The organism is Mesorhizobium sp. CA14, from assembly GCF_020165195.1.
Taxonomy (GTDB): Bacteria; Pseudomonadota; Alphaproteobacteria; order Rhizobiales; family Rhizobiaceae; genus Mesorhizobium.
Genome location: NZ_JAIUHR010000014.1, coordinates 47,852 through 66,192, shown reverse-complemented (window position 1 = coordinate 66,192; position 18,341 = coordinate 47,852). Strand labels below are relative to the sequence as shown.

Here is an 18,341-nt window from a genome sequence, read left to right as displayed (position 1 = left end):
GTCGCTGTTCGCCCTCATCATGACGGTCGTCGTCACGCTTTTTTCGGCCATGCCGGCTTTCGCCGTCGAGCCGATCAAGATCGCGCGCGACGACAAGGCGCTGGACCTCTCCGGCGCGGTGGAGATCTACCGGAACCAGGGCGAGAATTTCCAGGTCTCGACCGCGCCCGGGCCCGACGGCATCGTGCGGCGCATCGAGGTAGAGGCCAATGACGCGCGCTCGAGCGGCGACTGGGCTGTCTTCGCGCTCGCCAACTCCACCGACCAGCAGCTCGACCGGCTGATCGTCGCGCCGCATTTCCGCCTGGTGAATTCCGGTCTCTTCTGGCCCGACCTCGGCTCCACGCGCATCGCCGCGATCACGCCCAGCGAAGGCTTCGCGCTCGACCGCCAGACAAGCCCGGACGCCGACGTGTTCCGGGTGACGCTGAATCCCGGAACGGTGGTGACATTCATCGCGGAGCTCGCCTCGCCGAAGCTGCCGCAGGTCTATCTCTGGGAACCGGATTCCTACAAGGACTCGGTCAATTCCTACACGCTGTTCCGCGGCATCGTCATCGGCATCTCAGGCCTTCTGGCGCTGTTCCTGACCATCCTGTTCGTGGTCAAGGGAACCTCGATGTTCCCGGCCACCGCGGCGCTCGCCTGGGCGGTGCTGGCCTATATCTGCGTCGACTTCGGCTTCCTCAACAAGATCATCGAGATATCGCCCGGCAACGAGCAGATGTGGCGGGCCGGCACGGAGGTGGCGCTGGCCGCAACCTTCGTGGTGTTCCTATTCGCCTATCTCAACCTCAACCGATGGCACGGCCATTTCAGCTATGGCGCGCTGGTCTGGATCCTGGGCCTGCTTCTGATCGCGGGCGTCGCCATCGTCGATCCGGCGGTCGCCGCCGGCATCGCTCGCCTCTCCTTTGCCGCCACCGCGCTCACCGGTCTCGGCCTCATCATCTTCCTCGGCATCCGCGGCTATGACCGCGCCATCATGCTGGTGCCGAGCTGGGTGATGGTGCTCCTATGGCTATGCGGGTCGTGGATGGCGATCACCGGCATGCTGGACAACGACATCGCCCAGCCGGCGCTGGGCGGCGGGCTGATCCTGATCATCCTCTTGATCGGCTTCACCGTCATGCAGCACGCCTTTGCCGGCGGCGCGCTGCACCAGGGCCTGTTCTCCGACCTCGAGCGGCAGGCGCTGGCCGTCGCCGGCTCCGGCGACATCGTCTGGGACTGGGACGTGCTGCGCGACCGCGTTGTGACGAAGCCGGACATCAGCCTGCAGCTCGGCCTAGCGCCGAACAGCCTTGGGGGTGCGGCCCGCAACTGGCTGCCGGTGCTGCATGCCGACGACCGCGACACGTTCCGCACCACGCTCGACGTGGTGCTGGAGCATCGCCGCGGCAAGGTGGCGCAGAATTTCCGCCTGCGCGGCGCCGACGGCCACTACCACTGGTTCTCGCTGCGCGCCCGCCCGGTTATCGGCTCCGACGGCGAGGTGATCCGCTGCGTCGGCACCATGGTCGACGTTACCGAACAGAAGAAATCCGAGGAAAGGCTGCTGCACGATGCCGTGCACGACAACCTGACTGGCCTGCCGAACCGCGAATTGTTCATGAACCGGCTGGAGGCGATCATCTCGATCGCCCGCACCGAGGAGAAGGTGCGCCCGACGGTCTTCATCATCGATATCGATCGCTTCAAGCAGGTCAATGACGGTCTGGGCATTTCCGCCGGCGACACCATTCTGCTCACTGTCGCGCGCCGGCTGCACCGGCTGCTCAAGCCGAAGGATTCGCTGTCGCGCTTTGCCGGCGACCAGTTCGCGCTGATGCTGCTTTCGGAGCAGGACCCGGCCCGCATCGCGGCGATCGCCGATGCCATCAAGCATGCGATTAACAATCCGATCACCTTCGCCAAGCGCGAGATCGTGCTGACCGCTTCGATCGGCCTGATCACCTGGACGACGGCACAGACTTCGGCCGAGGACATGGTCAAGGACGCCGAGCTTGCCATGCACCAGGCCAAGCGCTTCGGCGGCGACCGGATCGAGCCGTTCCGGCCGGCCTTCCGCACCGTCGGCACCGACCGGCTGCAGTTCGAATCCGACCTTCGCCGCGCCATCGAGCGGCGCGAGTTCACGCTTGCCTACCAGCCGATCGTGCGGCTGGAGGACGGCAGCGTCGCCGGCTTCGAGGCGCTGCTGAGATGGGACCATCCGCGCCGCGGCATGATCCCGCCGGGGGACTTCATCCCGGTCGCCGAGAACTGCGGGCTGATCGTGCAGCTCGGCCTGTTCGCCATGCAGCAGGCGGCCGAGGACCTGGCGAGCTGGCAAAAGCAGATCGGCGACGCGCCGCTCTCGGTCTCGGTCAACCTGTCCAGCCGCCAGCTCATCCGCCGCGATCTGGTCAGCGACGTCCGCTCGGTCATCGCGCGCGCCAATCTGAAACCGCGCTGCTTCCGGCTCGAGCTCACCGAATCCCTGGTGATGGACAATCCCGAGCAGACCGCACATGTTCTGACCAAGCTGAAGCAGCTCGGCATCGGACTGTCGCTCGACGATTTCGGCACCGGCTATTCCTCGCTCTCCTATCTGACGCGCTTCCCATTCGACACGATCAAGATCGACAAGAGCTTCGTCGACGACGCAACGCCGAAGCGCGCCGTGCTGCTCAAATCCATGGTCAACATGGCGCATGAGCTCGGGCTTTCGGTCGTGGCGGAAGGCATCTCCGACGAGAGCGATGCGCTGGAGCTGCGCCAGATGGGCTGCGAATATGTCCAGAGCTTCATGTTCGGCGCGCCGATGCCCGGCGATCAGGTGCTGAAGACGCTGAGGGAGCAGTATCCGCTGACCCAGGCTTAGAGGCCGTTTGGAAACTCTGCTCCTGCGGCCGTCTGGCGGCGCTTTCTGCGCTTCCGGTGCCCACGTGCGTTAAGCACGCTCCGCTCCGATTCTCGAAATCACCACCATATGACTCGCATGAGCGAGTTTCGAAACGGCCTCTGCGTCTGCTCGGTAGGGTAGGCTAGGCATGCCCGGCGGCGGCGCTCAGATGGGCAAGGTCGATGCCGATCGAGGCGAGGATGCGGTCGTATTTGCGCTCGATGTCGGTGTCGAAGAGAAGCTCGGGCGTCGCCGGACAGGTGAGCCAGCCATTCTCGGCGATCTCCGTTTCGAGCTGGCCGGCGGCCCAGCCGGAATAGCCGAGCGCCATCAGCGCATGGCGCGGGCCGCGCCCCGTGGAGATGGCGCGCAATATGTCGACGGTTGCCGTCAGGCAGATATCGTCGGAGACGTTGAGCGAGGATTCCACGCGATAGTCGCCGGAATGCAGCACGAAGCCGCGGCTGCGGTCGACCGGCCCGCCATTGCGCACGACGAAATCGCGCGTGTGCGCCGGCAGGCGGATCACTTCCTGCTCGTCCATGATGCCGAGCTGCACGAGCAGGTCCGGAAACAGCATCTGCTGCGTCTGGTTGATGATCAGGCCCATCGCGCCCTCGTCGCTATGGGCGCAGACGTAGATGACGGAGCGCGCGAAACGGTCGTCCTTCATGCCTGGCATGGCAATCAGGAACTGATCGTCGAGGAAGCCGCGGCCGGCGGCCGCCTTCTTGTGGCGCAGCAAGTCCATGGCTTGAGCGTAACGCGTTTCGGCAGCGCCGAAAAGATGGTGCCGGTCCCCGATGTCACGCAAATATGATACCGGGAAGGTGACGAAGTCATTGCGCGGCCAAGAACGGACGGTCAAATCACCGCTATGCGATATATGAAAATACTGGTTCTCGGCGTGGTTTTCGGGTGGGCTGCAAGCCTCCCGGCCGAGGCCTCCTCCTCGAACTGGTACAACAGTGAAGGCGGCAAGGTTCGGCTGGTGACCACCGGTAAGCCCGACGAGGCCGGCAAGATCCACGGCGTGCTCGATATCGCGTTGAAGCCCGGCTGGAAGACCTATTGGCGCGATCCGGGCGATGCCGGCGTGCCGCCGCAGCTCGACATATCCGGCAGCACCAACATCGCCGACGCGCAATTGTCGTTCCCGCCGCCGCAGCGGCATGACGACGGCTACGGCAAATGGGCAGGCTACGATCGTCCGGTGTCGCTGCCGGTGACCTTTACGGTGTCTTCGCCTGGCCAACCGGCGACCATCGACGCCCATGTCTTCGTCGGCATCTGCGAGACGATCTGCATTCCGGTGCAGACCCGGCTCAGCGTCGACCCCGGCTCCGATCCGGATAACGCAACCGATGCCGCACTGGTGAAAACCGCGCTTGCGACGCTGCCCTCTCCGGCCCGGTCCGATTTCGGCGTCAGCGTGCTGCCCGGCGATCACGAAACCCTTGTCGTCGAGGCGCAGTCGGCCGGCGATCCGCAATCCGTCGACTTCTTCATCGCCGGCGAGCGCGACTACATGTTCGGCGCGCCGGTGCGCAGCCAGAAGGACGGCAAACTCGTCTTCACCGTGCCGATCCTCGACCGACCGTCGGCGACGCCGACCGATGGCGGGCTGTATTACACGCTGACCAGCGCCGAGGGTTCGGTCGACGGGTTGCTGCCTTTCCCTTGATCCAGGGTTGTGAAGAGGTTGCCGGAGCCCGCGCAGTCCGATATCGAAGGCATCGATCTTCCCGATATCCAAGCGAGGAACCCATGACCATTTCGGTTGGCGAAAGACTGCCCGCATCGAGCTTCAAGGTGATGACGACCGACGGCGCCAAGCCGATCACCGGCGATGAGATCTTCGCCGGCAAGAAGGTGGTGCTGTTCGGCGTTCCCGGCGCCTTCACGCCGACCTGCAGCAACAACCACCTGCCGGGCTATCTGGAGAACCATGACGCCATTCTTTCGCGCGGCGTCGACACGATCGCCGTCGTCTCGGTCAACGACGTGCATGTCATGGGCGCCTGGGCGCGGTTCACCGGCGGCGAAGGCAAGATCCTCTATCTCGCCGACGGCAGCGGCGATTTCGCCAAATCGGTAGGGCTCGACAACGATCTTTCCGCCGCCGGTATGGGCCTGCGCTCGAAGCGCTTTTCGATGATCGTCGAGGACGGCAAGGTCGTGGCGCTCAATGTCGAGACCAAGCCTGGCGTCGACGAGTCCGGCGCGGCGAAAATCCTCGAGCAGCTCTGATGTTTGACACCGTCTGGCGCGCGGTGGCGATCGGCATCGGCGCCACGGTGTTCATGGATATCTGGGCGATCATCCTCAATAAGATAATCGGCCAGCCATTGCCCAACTGGGGGATGGTTGGACGCTGGGTCCGGCATCTGCCGGAGAGGGTCTTTCACCACGATATCGGCAAGGCGGCGCCCTATGCGCATGAAAAGGCGCTCGGCTGGGCGTTCCACTACCTCGTCGGCATCCTTTACGGGGCGATCCTGGTGGTGCTCGCTGGCGCGGGCTGGCTGGCGGCGCCGACATTCCTGCCGGCCTTCATCCTCGGCATCGTCACGGTCGGGGCGGGCTGGTTCCTTCTGGCGCCTGGCATGGGCGCAGGCTGGGCGGCATCCAAGCTCCCCAACCCGACGAAGGTGCGCGCGCTCAATCTCGTGGCGCACACGGTGTTCGCTCTCGGCATGTTCTCGACGGCGCTGCTGATCCGCTGACGATCAAATGCCGTCATGCGGCGTCAGTTCGTCGATGGGGCGCCAGCCGTGCAGGGTGCGGCGAGCCTCAATGTCATAGGCGAAGTAGTTGCCGCCGCCCGCCGGCTGATCCGCGACACGACTGATTTCGCGGCCATCGAGCAGAAGCAGCAAAAGCGTGCCCACGCCGCCATGGCCAACGAAAGCGACGTTTCCAGCATCGGCGGCGAGCACTGCATCGACCTCGCTCGCAATACGACGCTGAGCGTCGATCGCGCGCTCCCACCCCCGAATGCTGACATGCGGCCTGGCGAAGAACTCGTCGGCAACCGCTTCGAATTCCGGCGGCGGCAGGAAGCCGGTCGCCGAGCGGTCGTTCTCATGCATCCGCTCCCTTATCTCGACCGTAAGATGAAGATGGTCCGCCAGAATTTTCGCGGTTTCAACGGCCTTGCGTTCGCCCGACGACACCACGCGCCGGATCGAGCCAACCCAGGGCTGATCGAGCATCGCAACGGCCCTCGCCCGGCCGACGTCGGACAGGCCCCATTCCGGCACGGGCACGTTGGCGTCGATGCGAACCTGGGGATGGGTGATGTAATAGGCTAAGGGCACGGTTGACGTCCTCCCGCCGTCGGCCGATCTGCCGGCAGGCCTAATAGCTCTGGGTCGAGCGTCGCGCCTTTGCAACCGCCGGCCGCTTCGGTTGCGCTACGGGCTGTGCCGCCACGACAGGCTTCACCGGGCCTCTCTTGAACGGCGCCATGCCTTGCCTGGCCAGTTCGTCGGCGCGCTCGTTCTCCGGGTGGCCGGCATGGCCTTTCACCCAATGCCAGGTGACCTTGTGGCGCCGGTTGGCTTCGTCGAGCGCCTGCCAGAGCTCGCCATTCTTGACCGGCTTTCTGTCGCCTGTCTTCCAGCCGTTCTTCTTCCAGCCATGGATCCATTTGGAGATGCCGTCCATGACGTATTTGCTGTCGGTGTAGAGATCGACCGCGCAAGGCTCCTTCAGCGCGTTGAGCGCCGTGATGGCGGCGAGCAGCTCCATGCGGTTGTTGGTGGTCTCGGCCTCGCCGCCGGACAGCTCCCTGGTGACGCCGTTGTAGCGCAGCACCGCGCCCCAGCCGCCGGGCCCGGGATTGCCCGAGCAGGCGCCGTCGGTGAAGATCTCGATCTGTTTGTTCATGTCAGCCCGTATTCGGATGGCGACTTGATGGCGCGATGGAAGCGCATGCGGCGGATATATTCGGTCGGATCGCGCTTCATCACCAGCCCGCCATCCGGAATGGTCAGCCAATCATAGAGGCGGGTCAGCATGAAGCGCAGCGCCGAGCCGCGCGCCAGGATCGGCAGCGCCGCTTTCTCGTCACCCGAGAGCGGCCGCACCGACTGGTAGCCGGCCAGCAGCGCTGTCCCCTTGGTCAGGTTGAAGGAAAAATACTTCTCGAAGCACCAGGCGTTGAGGCAGGTGGCGACATCATAGGCGTAGAGATCGTCGCAGGCGAAATAGAAGTCGATCAGCCCCGACAGTTTCTCGCCGAGGAAGAAGACATTGTCCGGGAAGAGATCGGCATGAATGATGCCCTTCGGCAGGCCGGTGGGCCAGTTGCGCTCGAAATCGGCGAAATCGGCATCGACCTCGGCCGCCAAGCCGGGCTCGACCTCGTCGGCGCGCTCGCGCGAGGCCGCCCAGAGCTTGCGCCAGCCGTCGATGGCCAGCGCGTTCGGCCTTCGCATCTGAAAATCCTGGCCGGCAAGATGCAGGCCGGCGAGCGCCTTGCCGACCTCGCCACAATGCGCGGCGGTCGGCCGCCTGAGCGACAGGCCTTCGAGAAAGGTGATGATGACCGCAGGCCGGCCGGCGAGCGTGCCGATGACGGTGCCGTCATGCGCGGTCACCGGCAACGGGCAGGAAATGCCCTTCCTGGCGAGATGGCCCATCAGGCCGAGAAAGAACGGCAGGTCGGCCTTGTCGACGCGCTTCTCGTAGAGCGTCAGGATGTAGGAGCCGGTCGAGGCATGGACCAGGAAATTGGAATTCTCGGTACCTTCTGCTATGCCCTTATAGGAGAGCAGCTCGCCCACCGGATAGGCCTTGAGGAATGCGGTCAGCTCGCCTTCGTTGACGTCGGTGTAGACGGCCATCCGGTTTCACGCCGCTCCATTGACGAAGGCCATGTCGGCCGCCGTCAGTTCGACATCGCGCAGCACCCGCATCACCGGAAAATCCTCCGTTTCCGTGGCCGTGATGGCCAGATCGATGGTGACGTCGAAGCGCTGCCGGAACGCGTCGATGATCTCATCGACGATGATCTCCGGCGCCGATGCGCCGGCCGACAGGCCGAGCGCCCTGATCCCGGCGATCTCATCCCACGGAATTTCGGCGGCGCGCTGCACGAGAAGCGACATCGTGGCACCCGCACGCTCCGCCACTTCGACAAGGCGGCGCGAATTGGACGAATTGGGAGCGCCGACGATAAGGAAAAGATCAGCCCCCGCCGCCGTTTCCTTCACCGCTTCCTGGCGGTTGGTGGTGGCGTAGCAGATCGATTCGGCCGCGGCCGCATGCAGTTCGGGAAACCTCTCCTGGAGCGCCCGGATAATGCCGGCGGTGTCCTCGACCGATAAGGTCGTCTGGGTGACGAAGCCCAATGCCGAAGCGTCGACGGGCACGAAGCGCGCCGCATCGGCCTCGGTCTCGATCAGCGTCACAGCGCCTTCCGGCAATTGGCCCATCGTGCCGATCACCTCCGGGTGCCCGGCGTGGCCGATCAGGAGCACATGGCGGCCAAGCCGCTGGTGGCGCATCGCCTGCTTGTGCACCTTCGAGACGAGCGGGCATGTGGCGTCGAGGTAGAAGAGATTGCGCGCCTCGGCATCCGCCGGCACCGATTTCGGCACGCCATGCGCGGAAAAGACCACGGGCGACTGGCGATGCTCCGGCGGAATCTCGGACAGTTCCTCGATGAAGACGGCGCCGAGGCTCTGCAGCCCTTCGACGACGTAGCGGTTGTGCACGATCTCGTGGCGAACATAGACCGGCGCGCCGTATTTCTTCAGCGCCAGCACGACGATCTGGATGGCGCGGTCGACGCCGGCGCAGAAGCCGCGTGGCTGGCAGAGCCTGATCGTCAGCGGTGGTTTTTTCTCGATCATGAATGCGAAGCCGGTTCAGTCGGAATCAAGAGCATGATGCCGAAAAGTGTGTAGCGGTTTTCGGACCACATCATGCTCTATCTCGTTGATGTAGGCGAAATGAGACGTGCACCCCTGCCCTGTCAAGAGCGGCGGCGCTCACTGCTCCTTCGCCGGGCGGCGCAACCTCAGGATCAGCACGGCTGCAAGGGCGGCGGCCAGCCCGTACCAGGTGACGGCATATTGCAGGTGGTTGTTCGGCAGGTCGATGATGGTGACGCCACCGACCGGCAGACCGCCGGGATTCGGCGTCTTGTCGGCATCGATGAAGAACGGCACCAGCACGAAGCCGGCAGGCAAGCCGGCGGTCACCGCCATGACGTCGCGGTCCTTCCAATAGAAGATGTTCTTGGCGACGTCATTGTCGGGAAGCATCATCGACGGCTTTGCGGGCAGCGGATTGCGGGCAAGTCCGGTCACCGTCACCTTGCCGGCAATTTGGCCCTGTTGGCGCTTGGCCGGGTCCTTGAGATCGTAGGGAACGAAGCCGCGGTTGACGAGCACGAAGCGGCCGTCCTCGAGCTGCAGGGGCGTGTAGACGTTGAAGCCGCTGTCGCTTTGCCAGGTTGAAAAGAAGTGCCGCTCGCCCTTGTGCAGGAACGTTCCGGTCACCGTCACCGGGGTGTAATCGACATCGTGGGAAGCGGCGAATTGCCTCTCGACGTCGGCCAGCGGCAACGGCGCGGAATGCGTGCGCTTGTCGATGGTCGCGAGCAGGTGCTCCTTCCAGTGCAAGCGCTGAACCTGCCAGGTGCCGAGCCCGATCAGGACGGCGAACAGCACGAGGCCGAGACCGATGAGCAACGCCGCGCGCGGCCGCGAACGGCCGGCAACCGGGCCTGTCGTCTCATTCATTCTTGGGATTCCAGCCTGCCTTCAGCGGCCTTCTTGGAATATTGCAAGGTGATCAGCACGCCCTTGATGAGGCGCAGCGCCGTCAGGCAGAGAACCAGCGCCAGCGGTATCCACAAAATGAAGTGCAGCCAGAGCGGCGGGCTGAGCGTCACCTCCATCCACAGCGCCAAGCCAACGACGATGAAGCCGATGATCAGGATGACGAACACCGCCGGTCCGTCTCCGGCATCGGCGAAGGAATAATCGAGCCCGCAATTGTAGCAGCGCTTGCCGACGGTGAGGAAACCCGAGAACAGCTTGCCTTCGCCGCAGCGCGGGCAGCGGCCGTGCAGGCCGGCCGAGATCGGATCGATGGGGGGCCAGATCGCTTTATCTTCGTTCATGTTCTCACCGTAGACCTTTTCGCCCCAAAGAATAAGGCGGCCGCGTCGCCGCAGCCGCCCTTTGGGATTGCGAAACCCGTCGGTTTAATGGCCTTCGATCAGTGCGCCGTTCGAGGCCCAGACATAGATGGCGCTGAACAGGAACAGCCAGACCACGTCGACGAAGTGCCAGTACCAGGCGGCCGCCTCGAAGCCGAAATGCTGCTTTGGGGTGAAGTCGCCGCGCATCGCACGCACGAGGCAGACCAGCAGGAAGATGGTGCCGATGATGACATGGAAGCCGTGGAAGCCGGTGGCCATGAAGAAGGTGGCGCCGTAGATCGAATCCCTGAAGCCGAACGGAGCGTGCATGTACTCGTAGGCCTGCACCATGGTGAACAGCATACCGAGGCCTACGGTCAGCACCAGGCCGTTGATCAGGCCCTTGCGGTCGCCATGCAGGAGCGCGTGGTGCGCCCAGGTCACCGTCGTGCCCGACAGAAGCAGGATGATGGTGTTGTAGAGCGGCAGGTGGAAGGGATCGAGGACTTCAAGCCCCTTCGGCGGCCACACGCCGCCGGTGAAAGCGGTGCGGGCATACTGGTTCGCCTCGCCGGGGAAGAGACTTGCGTCGAAGAAGGCCCAGAACCAGGCGACGAAGAACATCACCTCGGAGGCGATGAACATGATCATGCCGTAGCGCAGATGCAGCGACACGACGCGCGTATGGTAGCCCTCATGCGCTTCCTTGATGGTGTCCGACCACCAGGCGAACATCGTGTAAAGCACGATGATCATGCCGATGAAGAACAGCCACGGATTGGCGATGTTGTGGCCGAAGACCGGGAAATTGCCGCCCTTCAGATACTGCATCAGGCAGACGCCGCCGACGGCGGTGACCAGCGCGCCGATCGAGCCCAGGAAAGGCCAGGGGCTCGGGTTGACGAGATGGTAGTCGTGGTGTGGTTTTGCGTGCGCGTCTGCCATATCAACCCCCGAGGCTTGCGTCGGAATCTGGAACTTTGTTGCTGCTGCCAGCGGCCGGTGCCGACGAGGCGACCGGCTGTTTCTTTTCGACCGGGAACATCGTGTAGGACAGGGTGATCGTCTTCAAGTCCTTGAGTTCCGGCACGTTGACGATGTCTGGATCGACATAGAACACGACCGGCATGTCCAGCGTCTCGCCGGGCGTCAGCGTCGTGTCGGTGAAGCAGAAGCACTCCACCTTGTTGAAATAGGCGCCGGCCATTTCAGGCTGCACGTTGAACGAAGCGCGGCCGGTGATGGGGCGATCGAACTTATTGGTTGCGCTGTAATGCGCCTGGGTCGTCTCGCCGATCTTGATCGTCACCGAACGGGCGACCGGCTCGAACTGCCAGGGAATGCCGTTGGTGTTGGCATCGAAGCGGATGGTGATATCGCGGTCGAGCACACGGCCGGCATATTGCTTCTCGGCGCGCTGCGTGGTGCCGCCATAGCCGGTGACCTGGCAGAACATCTTGTAGAGCGGCACCGCCGCATAGGCCATGCCGATCATACCGGTGAAGAAGGCGAGGCAGACAGCGGCGACGATGCCGTTGTTGACCTTACGGGGCTTGCTCAAGTCGCCGCTCATCAGCCGCCCCCAAACAGACCCGAGCCGGTGAGGCTCGCGCCATGATGACCGAAGCGCACGATGGTGGCGGCATAGAAGATGATGACGAGCGCCGCCAGCGCGACGCCGATGGCGATGGAGCGGTTGCGGCGCGCCTTGCGCTGACGCTCGGTCAGCGTGACCAGTTCGAGGTTCTTGTCGGCCACGGTCATACTCCCCCCATCATGAGCGCGCGCCCAACCACGCAATCGACGAGATAGGCGGCGAAGATGGCGAAGAGATAGAGCAGCGAATAACCGAACAGGGCCTTGGCCGGCTTCATCGCGCGGTCGTCGTCGGCCATGGCAAGCACTTTCCAGGCATACCAGACGAAGCCCGCGCCGAGGGCGGCCGAGACGAGGCCATAGCCGGCCGTGGTGTAACCAAGCGCCCAGGGCAGCACGCCGACCGGCGCCAGGATCAGCGCATAGGCAAAGATCTGCCTACGGGTCGAGGCATGGCCGGCGACATTCGGCATCATCGGGATGCCGGCGCGGGCGTAGTCGTCGGACTTGAAGAGAGCCAGCGCCCAGAAATGCGGCGGCGTCCACAGGAAGATGATCAGGAACAGGATCACGCTTTCGAGGCTGACCGAGCCGGTCACGGCGGCCCAGCCGATCACCGGCGGGATGGCGCCGGCGGCGCCGCCGATGACAATGTTCTGCGGCGTCCAGCGCTTCAGCCACATGGTGTAGATGACGGCGTAGAAGAAGATGGTGAAGGCGAGAAGCGATGCCGACAGCCAGTTGACCAGCACGCCGAGCGTCATCACCGACAGCACCGACAGCACAAGGCCGAAGCTCAACGCCTCGCCTGGCGTGACGCGACCGGACGGCACCGGACGGCCGGCGGTCCTGGTCATCACGGCGTCGATATCGGCGTCGTACCACATGTTGAGCGCGCCCGAGGCGCCGGCGCCAATGGCGATTGCGAGGATGGCGATCACCGCGATGAGCGGATTGATGGCGACGGGGGCAGCGATCATGCCGACAAAAGCCGTGAAGACGACCAGCGACATGACGCGCGGCTTCAGGAGGGCGAAGAAATCGCCTGCGGTCGCTTCCGACATGCGAAAACCCGCTTCCTCCATCGATCTGTCTTCGGCAAGGGCCATTCGTACTTAAAGTCCATCATTCCGTTGGCCAAGACCGCCGGGCAAGCCGGCGGTCCTGTATGCGTAGGGGCGCCTACTTGATCTTCGGCAGCTGTTCCCACTGGTGGAACGGCGGCGGCGAAGGCAGCTGCCATTCGAGCGTGGTGGCACCCTCGCCCCACGGGTTGGCGCCGGCGACGCGCTTCTTCTGGAAGGCCTCGAACACACCGTAAAGGAAGATCGCAACGCCGACGGCCGCGATGTAGGAGCCGTAGGACGACACCATGTTCCAGCCGGCGAACGCATCCGGATAGTCGACGGTGCGGCGCGGCATGCCGGCGAGGCCGAGGAAGTGCTGCGGGAAGAAGATCAGGTTGACCCCGACGAAGGTGACCCAGAAGTGGGTGTTGGCGATCACCGGCGAGTACATGTAGCCGGTCATCTTCGGGAACCAGTAGTACCAGCCGGCGAAGATGGCGAATACGGCGCCCAGCGACAGCACGTAGTGGAAGTGGGCGATCACGAAATAGGTGTCGTGCAGCGAGCGGTCGAGGCCGGCATTGGCCAGCTGGACGCCGGTGACGCCACCGATGGTGAACAGGAAGATGAAGCCCAGCGCCCACAGCATCGGCGGCTTGAAGGAGATCGAGCCGCCCCACATGGTGGCGATCCAGGAGAAGATCTTCACGCCGGTCGGCACCGCGATGACCATGGTGGCGAACACGAAGTAACGCTGCGTGTCGAGCGACAGGCCGGTCGTGTACATGTGGTGCGCCCAGACGATGAAGCCGACGGCGCCGATCGCGACCATGGCGTAGGCCATGCCGAGATAGCCGAACACCGGCTTCTTCGAGAAGGTCGAGACGATGTGGCTGATGATGCCGAAGCCCGGCAGGATCAGGATGTACACTTCGGGATGGCCGAAGAACCAGAACAGGTGCTGGAAGAGGATCGGGTCACCGCCCTGGTCCGGCACGAAGAAAGCGGTGCCGAAATTGCGATCGGTGAGCAGCATGGTGATGGCGCCCGCCAGAACCGGCAGCGAGAGGAGGAGCAGGAAGGCGGTGATCAGCACCGCCCAGGCAAACAGCGGCATCTTGTGCAGCGTCATGCCGGGAGCGCGCATGTTGAAGATGGTGGTGATGAAGTTGATGGCGCCGAGGATCGACGACGCGCCGGCGATGTGGATCGCCAGGATCGCCAGGTCCATCGCCGGGCCTGGCTGGCCGGACGTCGAGAGCGGCGGATAGATCGTCCAGCCGCCGCCGACGCCGAAGGCGCCCGGCGCGCTCGGCACGAACATCGATGAGAGCAGCAGGATGAAGGCCGGCGGCAGCAGCCAGAAGGAGATGTTGTTCATGCGCGGGAAGGCCATGTCCGGCGCGCCGATCATGATCGGCACCATCCAGTTGGCGAAGCCGCCGATCAGCGCCGGCATGACCATGAAGAAGATCATGATCAGGCCATGCGCGGCGCCGAAGGCATTGTACATGCTCTTGCCGCCGTCGATGGCGGCGTCGCCCTGCATGCCGTAGACCATCTGCGCCAGGCCGCTGAAGATCTGGATGCCCGGCTCCTGCAGCTCCATGCGGATGGCGACCGAGAGCGCGCCGCCGACGATGCCGGCAATGATCGCGAAGATCAGGTAGAGCGTGCCGATGTCCTTGTGGTTGGTCGAGTAGACCCAGCGGACCCAGCCATGCGGCCTGTGGTCGTCGTGATCGTGAGCTGCAGCCTCTGCCATGTTCCGCTCCGTTCCCTAAATCTTGCTAACCCGCGGCATCAGTTGCCGGCGGCCGCTACCTTGTTGGTACCATCGATCTCGGCCATCAGCGCCTTGTTGGCGGCGGGCACATCGGTCTTGGCCGTGTCCAGCCAGGTCTTGAACTGCGCATCGGACACGACGCGCACCGCGATCGGCATGAAGGCATGGTCCTTGCCGCAGAGCTGCGAGCACTGGCCGTAGTAGAGGCCTTCCTTCTCGGCCTTGAACCAGGTCTCGTTGGTGCGGCCGGGGACGGCGTCCATCTTGATGCCGAAGGACGGCACGGCGAAGGAGTGGATGACGTCCGTCGCGGTGATCAGCACGCGGGTCATGGTGTTGACCGGCACGACCAGCTCGTTGTCGACCGCGAGCAGGCGCGGATAGAGAGCGCGATCTTCCTTGCCGGCCTTGGCGCGGTCGGCATCCTGGAGAACCGCCGAGTTGAAGGAGAAGGTCTTGTCGACCTGATATTCGTAATCCCAGTTCCACTGGTTGCCGGTCGCCTTGACGGTGAGCTTGGCTTCTTCCGGCGGGGTGTATTGCGCGGTGAGCAGCTGGAAGGAGGGAATGGCGATGAGCAGAAGCACGATCACCGGTCCGACGGTCCAGATCACCTCGATCAGCGTGTTGTGGCTGGTCCTGGACGGCACCGGGTTGGCGCTGGCGCGGAACTTGACGATGCAGACCAGCAGAAGCACCAGCACAAGGACGGTGATCGGGACGATGAACCACATGGTGTAGTTCCCGAACCGCTCGATCTGCCGCATCATGTCGGTCGCCGGAGCCTGGAAGGTCACCTCCCATTCCCGCGGCTGGTCGGCACGGGCCGCAGCACTGGAGAAGAGCACGGCCGAAGCTGCCGCACCTGCCAAGAATTCAGCGCTTGCCAGGAATTTCCTCATCGCCCTCTCGTCTCCCACTTCCCGCGATCTGGTCGCACCAATAACGGACGCTGCCGGGATCGGGAATCCCGGTCTGTGCCTAGGGTGGTTCAAACCATACTCTATTTCCCTCCGCAAGAAAGGAGCGGAGGAAACCGTGCGGCATTTTTGCGCGCAGGCCGAAGGCCATCTTCCGCGCCCGCCGCGCTATATGCGCAACGGTCGCAATTCGGGCGAATTTGCTTTGGAAAAGCATGGAATTGCCGGTATCGGGGCGGGCCGGCGACGGTCTCATCCTTTACTTGGCCCCGGCGCGGCTTAAAGTGCCGTGATTCGCAATGGAGCCGTCATGACTTCCTGGCTTTCGAGAACCTTGGCGAAGGTCGTTCTTGCCCTTGCCTTGCTCGGCGTCGGCATAGCCGTTGGCGCTGCCGCCTCGCCGAACAATGCCACGCCCCCGAGCGGCACGGTAAAGTCGACGCATGGCGCGTGGTCGATCATCTGCGACACGCCGGCGGGCGCGACGTCCGAGCAATGCGTGATGATGCAGAACGTCGTCGCCGAGGACCGTCCTGAAATGGGCCTTTCGGTCGTGGTGCTGCGCACCGCCGACAACAAGGCCGAGATCCTGCGCGTGCTGGCGCCGCTCGGCGTGCTGCTCCCCAACGGCCTCGGCCTCAATGTCGACGGCAAGGACATCGGCCGCGCCTATTTCGTGCGCTGCTTCCAGGACGGCTGCTACGCCGAGGTAATCCTCGAAAAGCCGCTGCTCGACACGTTAAAGAGCGGCACCTCGGCCACCTTCATCGTCTTCCAGACGCCCGAGGAAGGCATCGGCATTCCCGTCGACCTCAAGGGCTTTGCGGAAGGTTTCGCTGCCCTACCTTGATCTTCTTACCCATGCGCCGCTCCTGACGCTGAGGTCCGGTGGCGAATGCGCGTTTGGCGGCCAGGAGGCTCAATGCGCGCGAATTTATCCGCTTTCGTCACCGGTCTGGCGCTGGTCGCTGCGGTTTCGGCCGCGCGGGCCGAGGATGCCGAAATACTCCAGAGCCCGGAGCCGGCGGCGATCCTCGATATCGCCAAGGGTTTCGGTTCGGCCAAGATGGACAGGGACGACAATGGCGACCCGATGATTTCCGGACGGGTCGAGGGCGTCAAATACGTGATTTATTTCTACGGCTGCGAAGACCACGAGAACTGCAAGTCGCTGCAGTTCTCGACCGGCTACACCGACCCGCTCACCGCCGACCAAGCCAACGCCTGGAACGCAAAATACCGCTGGGTGAAGGCCTATTCGGGCGACGGCTCGAATTTCAAGATGGATGTCTCTTTCGCCGGTGGCATCACCAAAGCCAATCTCGAGGAACAGTTTTCCACCTGGAACGCGATGGCCGCCAACATCAAGAACTTCCTGAGCGGCGAGTGACGGCGGCGCAATCGTCGGCTTGATCCTGTTGGCGATTGTGCAACGGCGGCTTCGCGCCTACATCCGGTGCAACGATTTTATTTCCACGAATGGATTAGCCATGAACAGCCTGATCGGCCAATTCGATATTTCCGACGATCGCGTCAAGGAGATCGTCACCGACACCATCAAGGGCGCCGACGACGGCGAGCTGTTCCTCGAATACAGCGAGAATGAAGCGCTGATGTTCGACAATGGCCGGCTGAAGACGGCCAATTTCAACACCGACCAGGGTTTTGGCCTGCGCGCCGTGGCCGGCGAGGCCAGCGGCTACGCGCATTCGAGCGATCTGTCCGAGGCCTCGCTGCTGCGCGCGGCCGATGCCGTCTCGGCGGTCAAGGGCGGCTATTCCGGCACATTGGCCGGAGCGCCCGCCCGCACCAATCGCCATCTCTATGGCGACGAGAACCCTATCCCCTCGCCCTCTTTCGAGGCCAAGGCCAAGCTGCTGCAGGAGATCGACGGCTGGCTGCGGGCCAAGGATCCGCGCGTGCGCCAGGTGACGGCCTCGCTCGCCGCCTCATGGCAGCATGTCGAGATCGTGCGCGGCGACGGGCAGATCGTGCGCGACATCCGCCCGCTGGTCCGGATCAACGTCTCGGTCGTGGTCGGCAGCGGCGACCGGCAAGAGAGCGGCTCCTATGGCATGGGCGGCCGCAAGAGTTTTGGCGAGTTCGTCAGCGAGGAAAGCTGGAAGCATGCAGCCAGCGAGGCGCTGCGGCAGGCGCTGGTCAATCTCGAGGCCGTCCCTGCGCCGGCGGGCACGTTCGACATCGTGCTCTCCAGCGGCTGGCCGGGCGTGATGCTGCACGAGGCGGTCGGCCATGGGCTCGAAGGCGACTTCAACCGCAAGAAGACATCGGCCTTCGCCGGCCTGATGGGCCAGCAGGTGGCAGCGAAGGGCGTCACCGTGATCGATGACGGCACCATCCCCGAGCGGCGCGGCTCGCTCACCGTCGACGACGAAGGAACGCCTTCGGCGCGCAACGTGCTGATCGATGACGGCATACTGGTCGGCTATATGCAGGACCGCCAGAACGCCCGGCTGATGGGTATGAAGGCGACCGGCAACGGCCGCCGCGAGGGCTATGCGCACCAGCCAATGCCGCGCATGACCAACACCTATATGACCTCCGGCGACATGCAGCCGGAAGAGATCATCGCCTCGGTCAAGAACGGCATCTATGCCGTTTCCTTCGGCGGCGGCCAGGTCGACATCACCTCCGGCAAATTCGTGTTCGGCTGCACCGAGGCCTACATGATCGAGAACGGCAAGGTGACGCAGCCGATCAAGGGCGCGATGCTGATCGGCAACGGCCCCGACGCCATGCACCGCGTCAGCATGATCGGCAACGACATGCAGCTCGACACCGGCATCGGCATGTGCGGCAAGGCCGGACAGGGCGTGCCTGTCGGCGTCGGCCAGCCGCATCTGCGGATGAACCAGATGACGGTGGGCGGCACCAGGGTTTGAGGCCTAACCCATGCCTTCGTCTT

Annotated in this window: 20 protein-coding genes; 7 read left to right on the top strand and 13 right to left on the bottom strand. The window is 64.0% G+C overall.

Annotated features, from left to right (window positions below; genetic code table 11):
- Positions 1-19: 19 nt before the first annotated feature.
- Entirely contained in the window at positions 20-2,866 is a 2,847-nt protein-coding gene (locus LB565_RS16595) for an EAL domain-containing protein (protein ID WP_263488513.1), read from the top strand.
- Positions 2,867-3,029: 163 nt separating this feature from the next.
- Here the strand turns inward: LB565_RS16595 and LB565_RS16590 are convergent, their stop codons facing one another.
- Entirely contained in the window at positions 3,030-3,638 is a 609-nt protein-coding gene (locus LB565_RS16590; protein WP_224585890.1) for a YqgE/AlgH family protein, read from the bottom strand.
- Between the two features lie 126 nt (positions 3,639-3,764).
- Between LB565_RS16590 and LB565_RS16585 the strand changes: the two genes are divergently transcribed.
- The 3 genes from LB565_RS16585 to LB565_RS16575 all read left to right on the top strand — a co-directional run bounded on the left by LB565_RS16585 (position 3,765) and on the right by LB565_RS16575 (position 5,613).
- On the top strand, positions 3,765-4,571 hold the full coding sequence (locus LB565_RS16585; RefSeq protein ID WP_318012165.1) for a protein-disulfide reductase DsbD domain-containing protein: 807 nt from the start codon (positions 3,765-3,767) through the stop codon (positions 4,569-4,571).
- 83 nt (positions 4,572-4,654) lie between these two features.
- Positions 4,655-5,137: a peroxiredoxin gene (locus LB565_RS16580; RefSeq protein ID WP_224585777.1), complete on the top strand. Its 483-nt coding sequence runs from the start codon at positions 4,655-4,657 to the stop codon at positions 5,135-5,137.
- Positions 5,137-5,613, top strand: coding sequence for a DUF2938 domain-containing protein (locus LB565_RS16575; protein ID WP_224585775.1), 477 nt, complete (start codon positions 5,137-5,139; stop codon positions 5,611-5,613). Before LB565_RS16580 ends, LB565_RS16575 begins: the two co-directional genes overlap by 1 nt.
- A 3-nt stretch (positions 5,614-5,616) precedes the next feature.
- On the opposite strand, the gene LB565_RS16570 is transcribed toward LB565_RS16575, so the two are convergent.
- The 12 genes from LB565_RS16570 to coxB all read right to left on the bottom strand — a co-directional run bounded on the left by LB565_RS16570 (position 5,617) and on the right by coxB (position 15,397).
- Positions 5,617-6,207: a histidine phosphatase family protein gene (locus LB565_RS16570; protein ID WP_224585773.1), complete on the bottom strand. Its 591-nt coding sequence runs from the start codon at positions 6,205-6,207 to the stop codon at positions 5,617-5,619.
- A gap of 40 nt (positions 6,208-6,247) precedes the next feature.
- Positions 6,248-6,778, bottom strand: coding sequence for a ribonuclease HI (rnhA, locus tag LB565_RS16565; protein WP_224585772.1), 531 nt, complete (start codon positions 6,776-6,778; stop codon positions 6,248-6,250).
- Positions 6,775-7,737 (bottom strand): homoserine kinase, encoded by a 963-nt coding sequence (locus tag LB565_RS16560; RefSeq protein ID WP_224585771.1) that lies wholly within the window; start codon positions 7,735-7,737, stop codon positions 6,775-6,777. The genes rnhA and LB565_RS16560 overlap by 4 nt, the downstream gene beginning before the upstream one ends.
- 6 nt (positions 7,738-7,743) lie before the next feature.
- Positions 7,744-8,748 (bottom strand): 4-hydroxy-3-methylbut-2-enyl diphosphate reductase, encoded by a 1,005-nt coding sequence (gene ispH, locus LB565_RS16555; protein ID WP_224585770.1) that lies wholly within the window; start codon positions 8,746-8,748, stop codon positions 7,744-7,746.
- A 138-nt stretch (positions 8,749-8,886) separates the two neighbouring features.
- Positions 8,887-9,642, bottom strand: coding sequence for an SURF1 family protein (locus LB565_RS16550; RefSeq protein ID WP_224585769.1), 756 nt, complete (start codon positions 9,640-9,642; stop codon positions 8,887-8,889).
- On the bottom strand, positions 9,639-10,025 hold the full coding sequence (locus LB565_RS16545; RefSeq protein ID WP_224585768.1) for a DUF983 domain-containing protein: 387 nt from the start codon (positions 10,023-10,025) through the stop codon (positions 9,639-9,641). The genes LB565_RS16550 and LB565_RS16545 overlap by 4 nt, the downstream gene beginning before the upstream one ends.
- Before the next feature lie 84 nt (positions 10,026-10,109).
- A complete protein-coding gene (locus LB565_RS16540) occupies positions 10,110-10,991 on the bottom strand; it encodes a cytochrome c oxidase subunit 3 (protein ID WP_224585767.1) in 882 nt (293 codons plus the stop codon).
- Position 10,992: 1 nt separating this feature from the next.
- Complete coding sequence (locus LB565_RS16535; protein WP_224585765.1) at positions 10,993-11,619, bottom strand: cytochrome c oxidase assembly protein; 627 nt, start codon at positions 11,617-11,619, stop codon at positions 10,993-10,995.
- Complete coding sequence (locus tag LB565_RS16530; protein ID WP_224585763.1) at positions 11,619-11,810, bottom strand: hypothetical protein; 192 nt, start codon at positions 11,808-11,810, stop codon at positions 11,619-11,621. Before LB565_RS16530 ends, LB565_RS16535 begins: the two co-directional genes overlap by 1 nt.
- Positions 11,807-12,751 (bottom strand): heme o synthase, encoded by a 945-nt coding sequence (locus LB565_RS16525; RefSeq protein ID WP_224585761.1) that lies wholly within the window; start codon positions 12,749-12,751, stop codon positions 11,807-11,809. The genes LB565_RS16530 and LB565_RS16525 overlap by 4 nt, the downstream gene beginning before the upstream one ends.
- 73 nt (positions 12,752-12,824) lie before the next feature.
- Complete coding sequence (ctaD, locus tag LB565_RS16520) at positions 12,825-14,474, bottom strand: cytochrome c oxidase subunit I (protein WP_224585760.1); 1,650 nt, start codon at positions 14,472-14,474, stop codon at positions 12,825-12,827.
- A 38-nt stretch (positions 14,475-14,512) separates the two neighbouring features.
- On the bottom strand, positions 14,513-15,397 hold the full coding sequence (gene coxB / locus LB565_RS16515) for a cytochrome c oxidase subunit II (RefSeq protein ID WP_224585758.1): 885 nt from the start codon (positions 15,395-15,397) through the stop codon (positions 14,513-14,515).
- A gap of 328 nt (positions 15,398-15,725) precedes the next feature.
- Between coxB and LB565_RS16510 the strand changes: the two genes are divergently transcribed.
- From LB565_RS16510 to tldD, 3 genes are all read left to right on the top strand, one after another.
- Positions 15,726-16,265, top strand: a complete 540-nt coding sequence (locus LB565_RS16510; RefSeq protein ID WP_224515399.1) for an invasion associated locus B family protein — start codon at positions 15,726-15,728, stop codon at positions 16,263-16,265.
- Positions 16,266-16,337: 72 nt separating this feature from the next.
- Positions 16,338-16,805, top strand: a complete 468-nt coding sequence (locus LB565_RS16505; protein WP_224585756.1) for a YbjN domain-containing protein — start codon at positions 16,338-16,340, stop codon at positions 16,803-16,805.
- Between the two features lie 100 nt (positions 16,806-16,905).
- Complete coding sequence (tldD, locus tag LB565_RS16500) at positions 16,906-18,318, top strand: metalloprotease TldD (protein ID WP_224585754.1); 1,413 nt, start codon at positions 16,906-16,908, stop codon at positions 18,316-18,318.
- The last annotated feature ends 23 nt before the right edge of the window (positions 18,319-18,341 follow it).

Bases quoted from the DNA above. Each gene is read 5' to 3' on its own strand.
- ctaD (WP_224585760.1), bottom strand. From the start codon at position 14,474: ATGGCAGAGGCTGCAGCTCACGATCACGACGACCACAGGCCGCATGGC.
- LB565_RS16530 (WP_224585763.1), bottom strand. From the start codon at position 11,810: ATGACCGTGGCCGACAAGAACCTCGAACTGGTCACGCTGACCGAGCGT.
- LB565_RS16575 (WP_224585775.1), top strand. From the start codon at position 5,137: ATGTTTGACACCGTCTGGCGCGCGGTGGCGATCGGCATCGGCGCCACG.
- ispH (WP_224585770.1), bottom strand. From the start codon at position 8,748: ATGATCGAGAAAAAACCACCGCTGACGATCAGGCTCTGCCAGCCACGC.
- tldD (WP_224585754.1), top strand. From the start codon at position 16,906: ATGAACAGCCTGATCGGCCAATTCGATATTTCCGACGATCGCGTCAAG.
- LB565_RS16510 (WP_224515399.1), top strand. From the start codon at position 15,726: ATGACTTCCTGGCTTTCGAGAACCTTGGCGAAGGTCGTTCTTGCCCTT.
- LB565_RS16535 (WP_224585765.1), bottom strand. From the start codon at position 11,619: ATGAGCGGCGACTTGAGCAAGCCCCGTAAGGTCAACAACGGCATCGTC.
- LB565_RS16550 (WP_224585769.1), bottom strand. From the start codon at position 9,642: ATGAATGAGACGACAGGCCCGGTTGCCGGCCGTTCGCGGCCGCGCGCG.
- LB565_RS16545 (WP_224585768.1), bottom strand. From the start codon at position 10,025: ATGAACGAAGATAAAGCGATCTGGCCCCCCATCGATCCGATCTCGGCC.
- LB565_RS16580 (WP_224585777.1), top strand. From the start codon at position 4,655: ATGACCATTTCGGTTGGCGAAAGACTGCCCGCATCGAGCTTCAAGGTG.
- LB565_RS16590 (WP_224585890.1), bottom strand. From the start codon at position 3,638: ATGGACTTGCTGCGCCACAAGAAGGCGGCCGCCGGCCGCGGCTTCCTC.
- LB565_RS16540 (WP_224585767.1), bottom strand. From the start codon at position 10,991: ATGGCAGACGCGCACGCAAAACCACACCACGACTACCATCTCGTCAAC.
- LB565_RS16525 (WP_224585761.1), bottom strand. From the start codon at position 12,751: ATGGCCCTTGCCGAAGACAGATCGATGGAGGAAGCGGGTTTTCGCATG.
- LB565_RS16505 (WP_224585756.1), top strand. From the start codon at position 16,338: ATGCGCGCGAATTTATCCGCTTTCGTCACCGGTCTGGCGCTGGTCGCT.
- LB565_RS16560 (WP_224585771.1), bottom strand. From the start codon at position 7,737: ATGGCCGTCTACACCGACGTCAACGAAGGCGAGCTGACCGCATTCCTC.
- rnhA (WP_224585772.1), bottom strand. From the start codon at position 6,778: ATGAACAAACAGATCGAGATCTTCACCGACGGCGCCTGCTCGGGCAAT.
- LB565_RS16595 (WP_263488513.1), top strand. From the start codon at position 20: ATGACGGTCGTCGTCACGCTTTTTTCGGCCATGCCGGCTTTCGCCGTC.
- LB565_RS16585 (WP_318012165.1), top strand. From the start codon at position 3,765: ATGCGATATATGAAAATACTGGTTCTCGGCGTGGTTTTCGGGTGGGCT.
- coxB (WP_224585758.1), bottom strand. From the start codon at position 15,397: ATGAGGAAATTCCTGGCAAGCGCTGAATTCTTGGCAGGTGCGGCAGCT.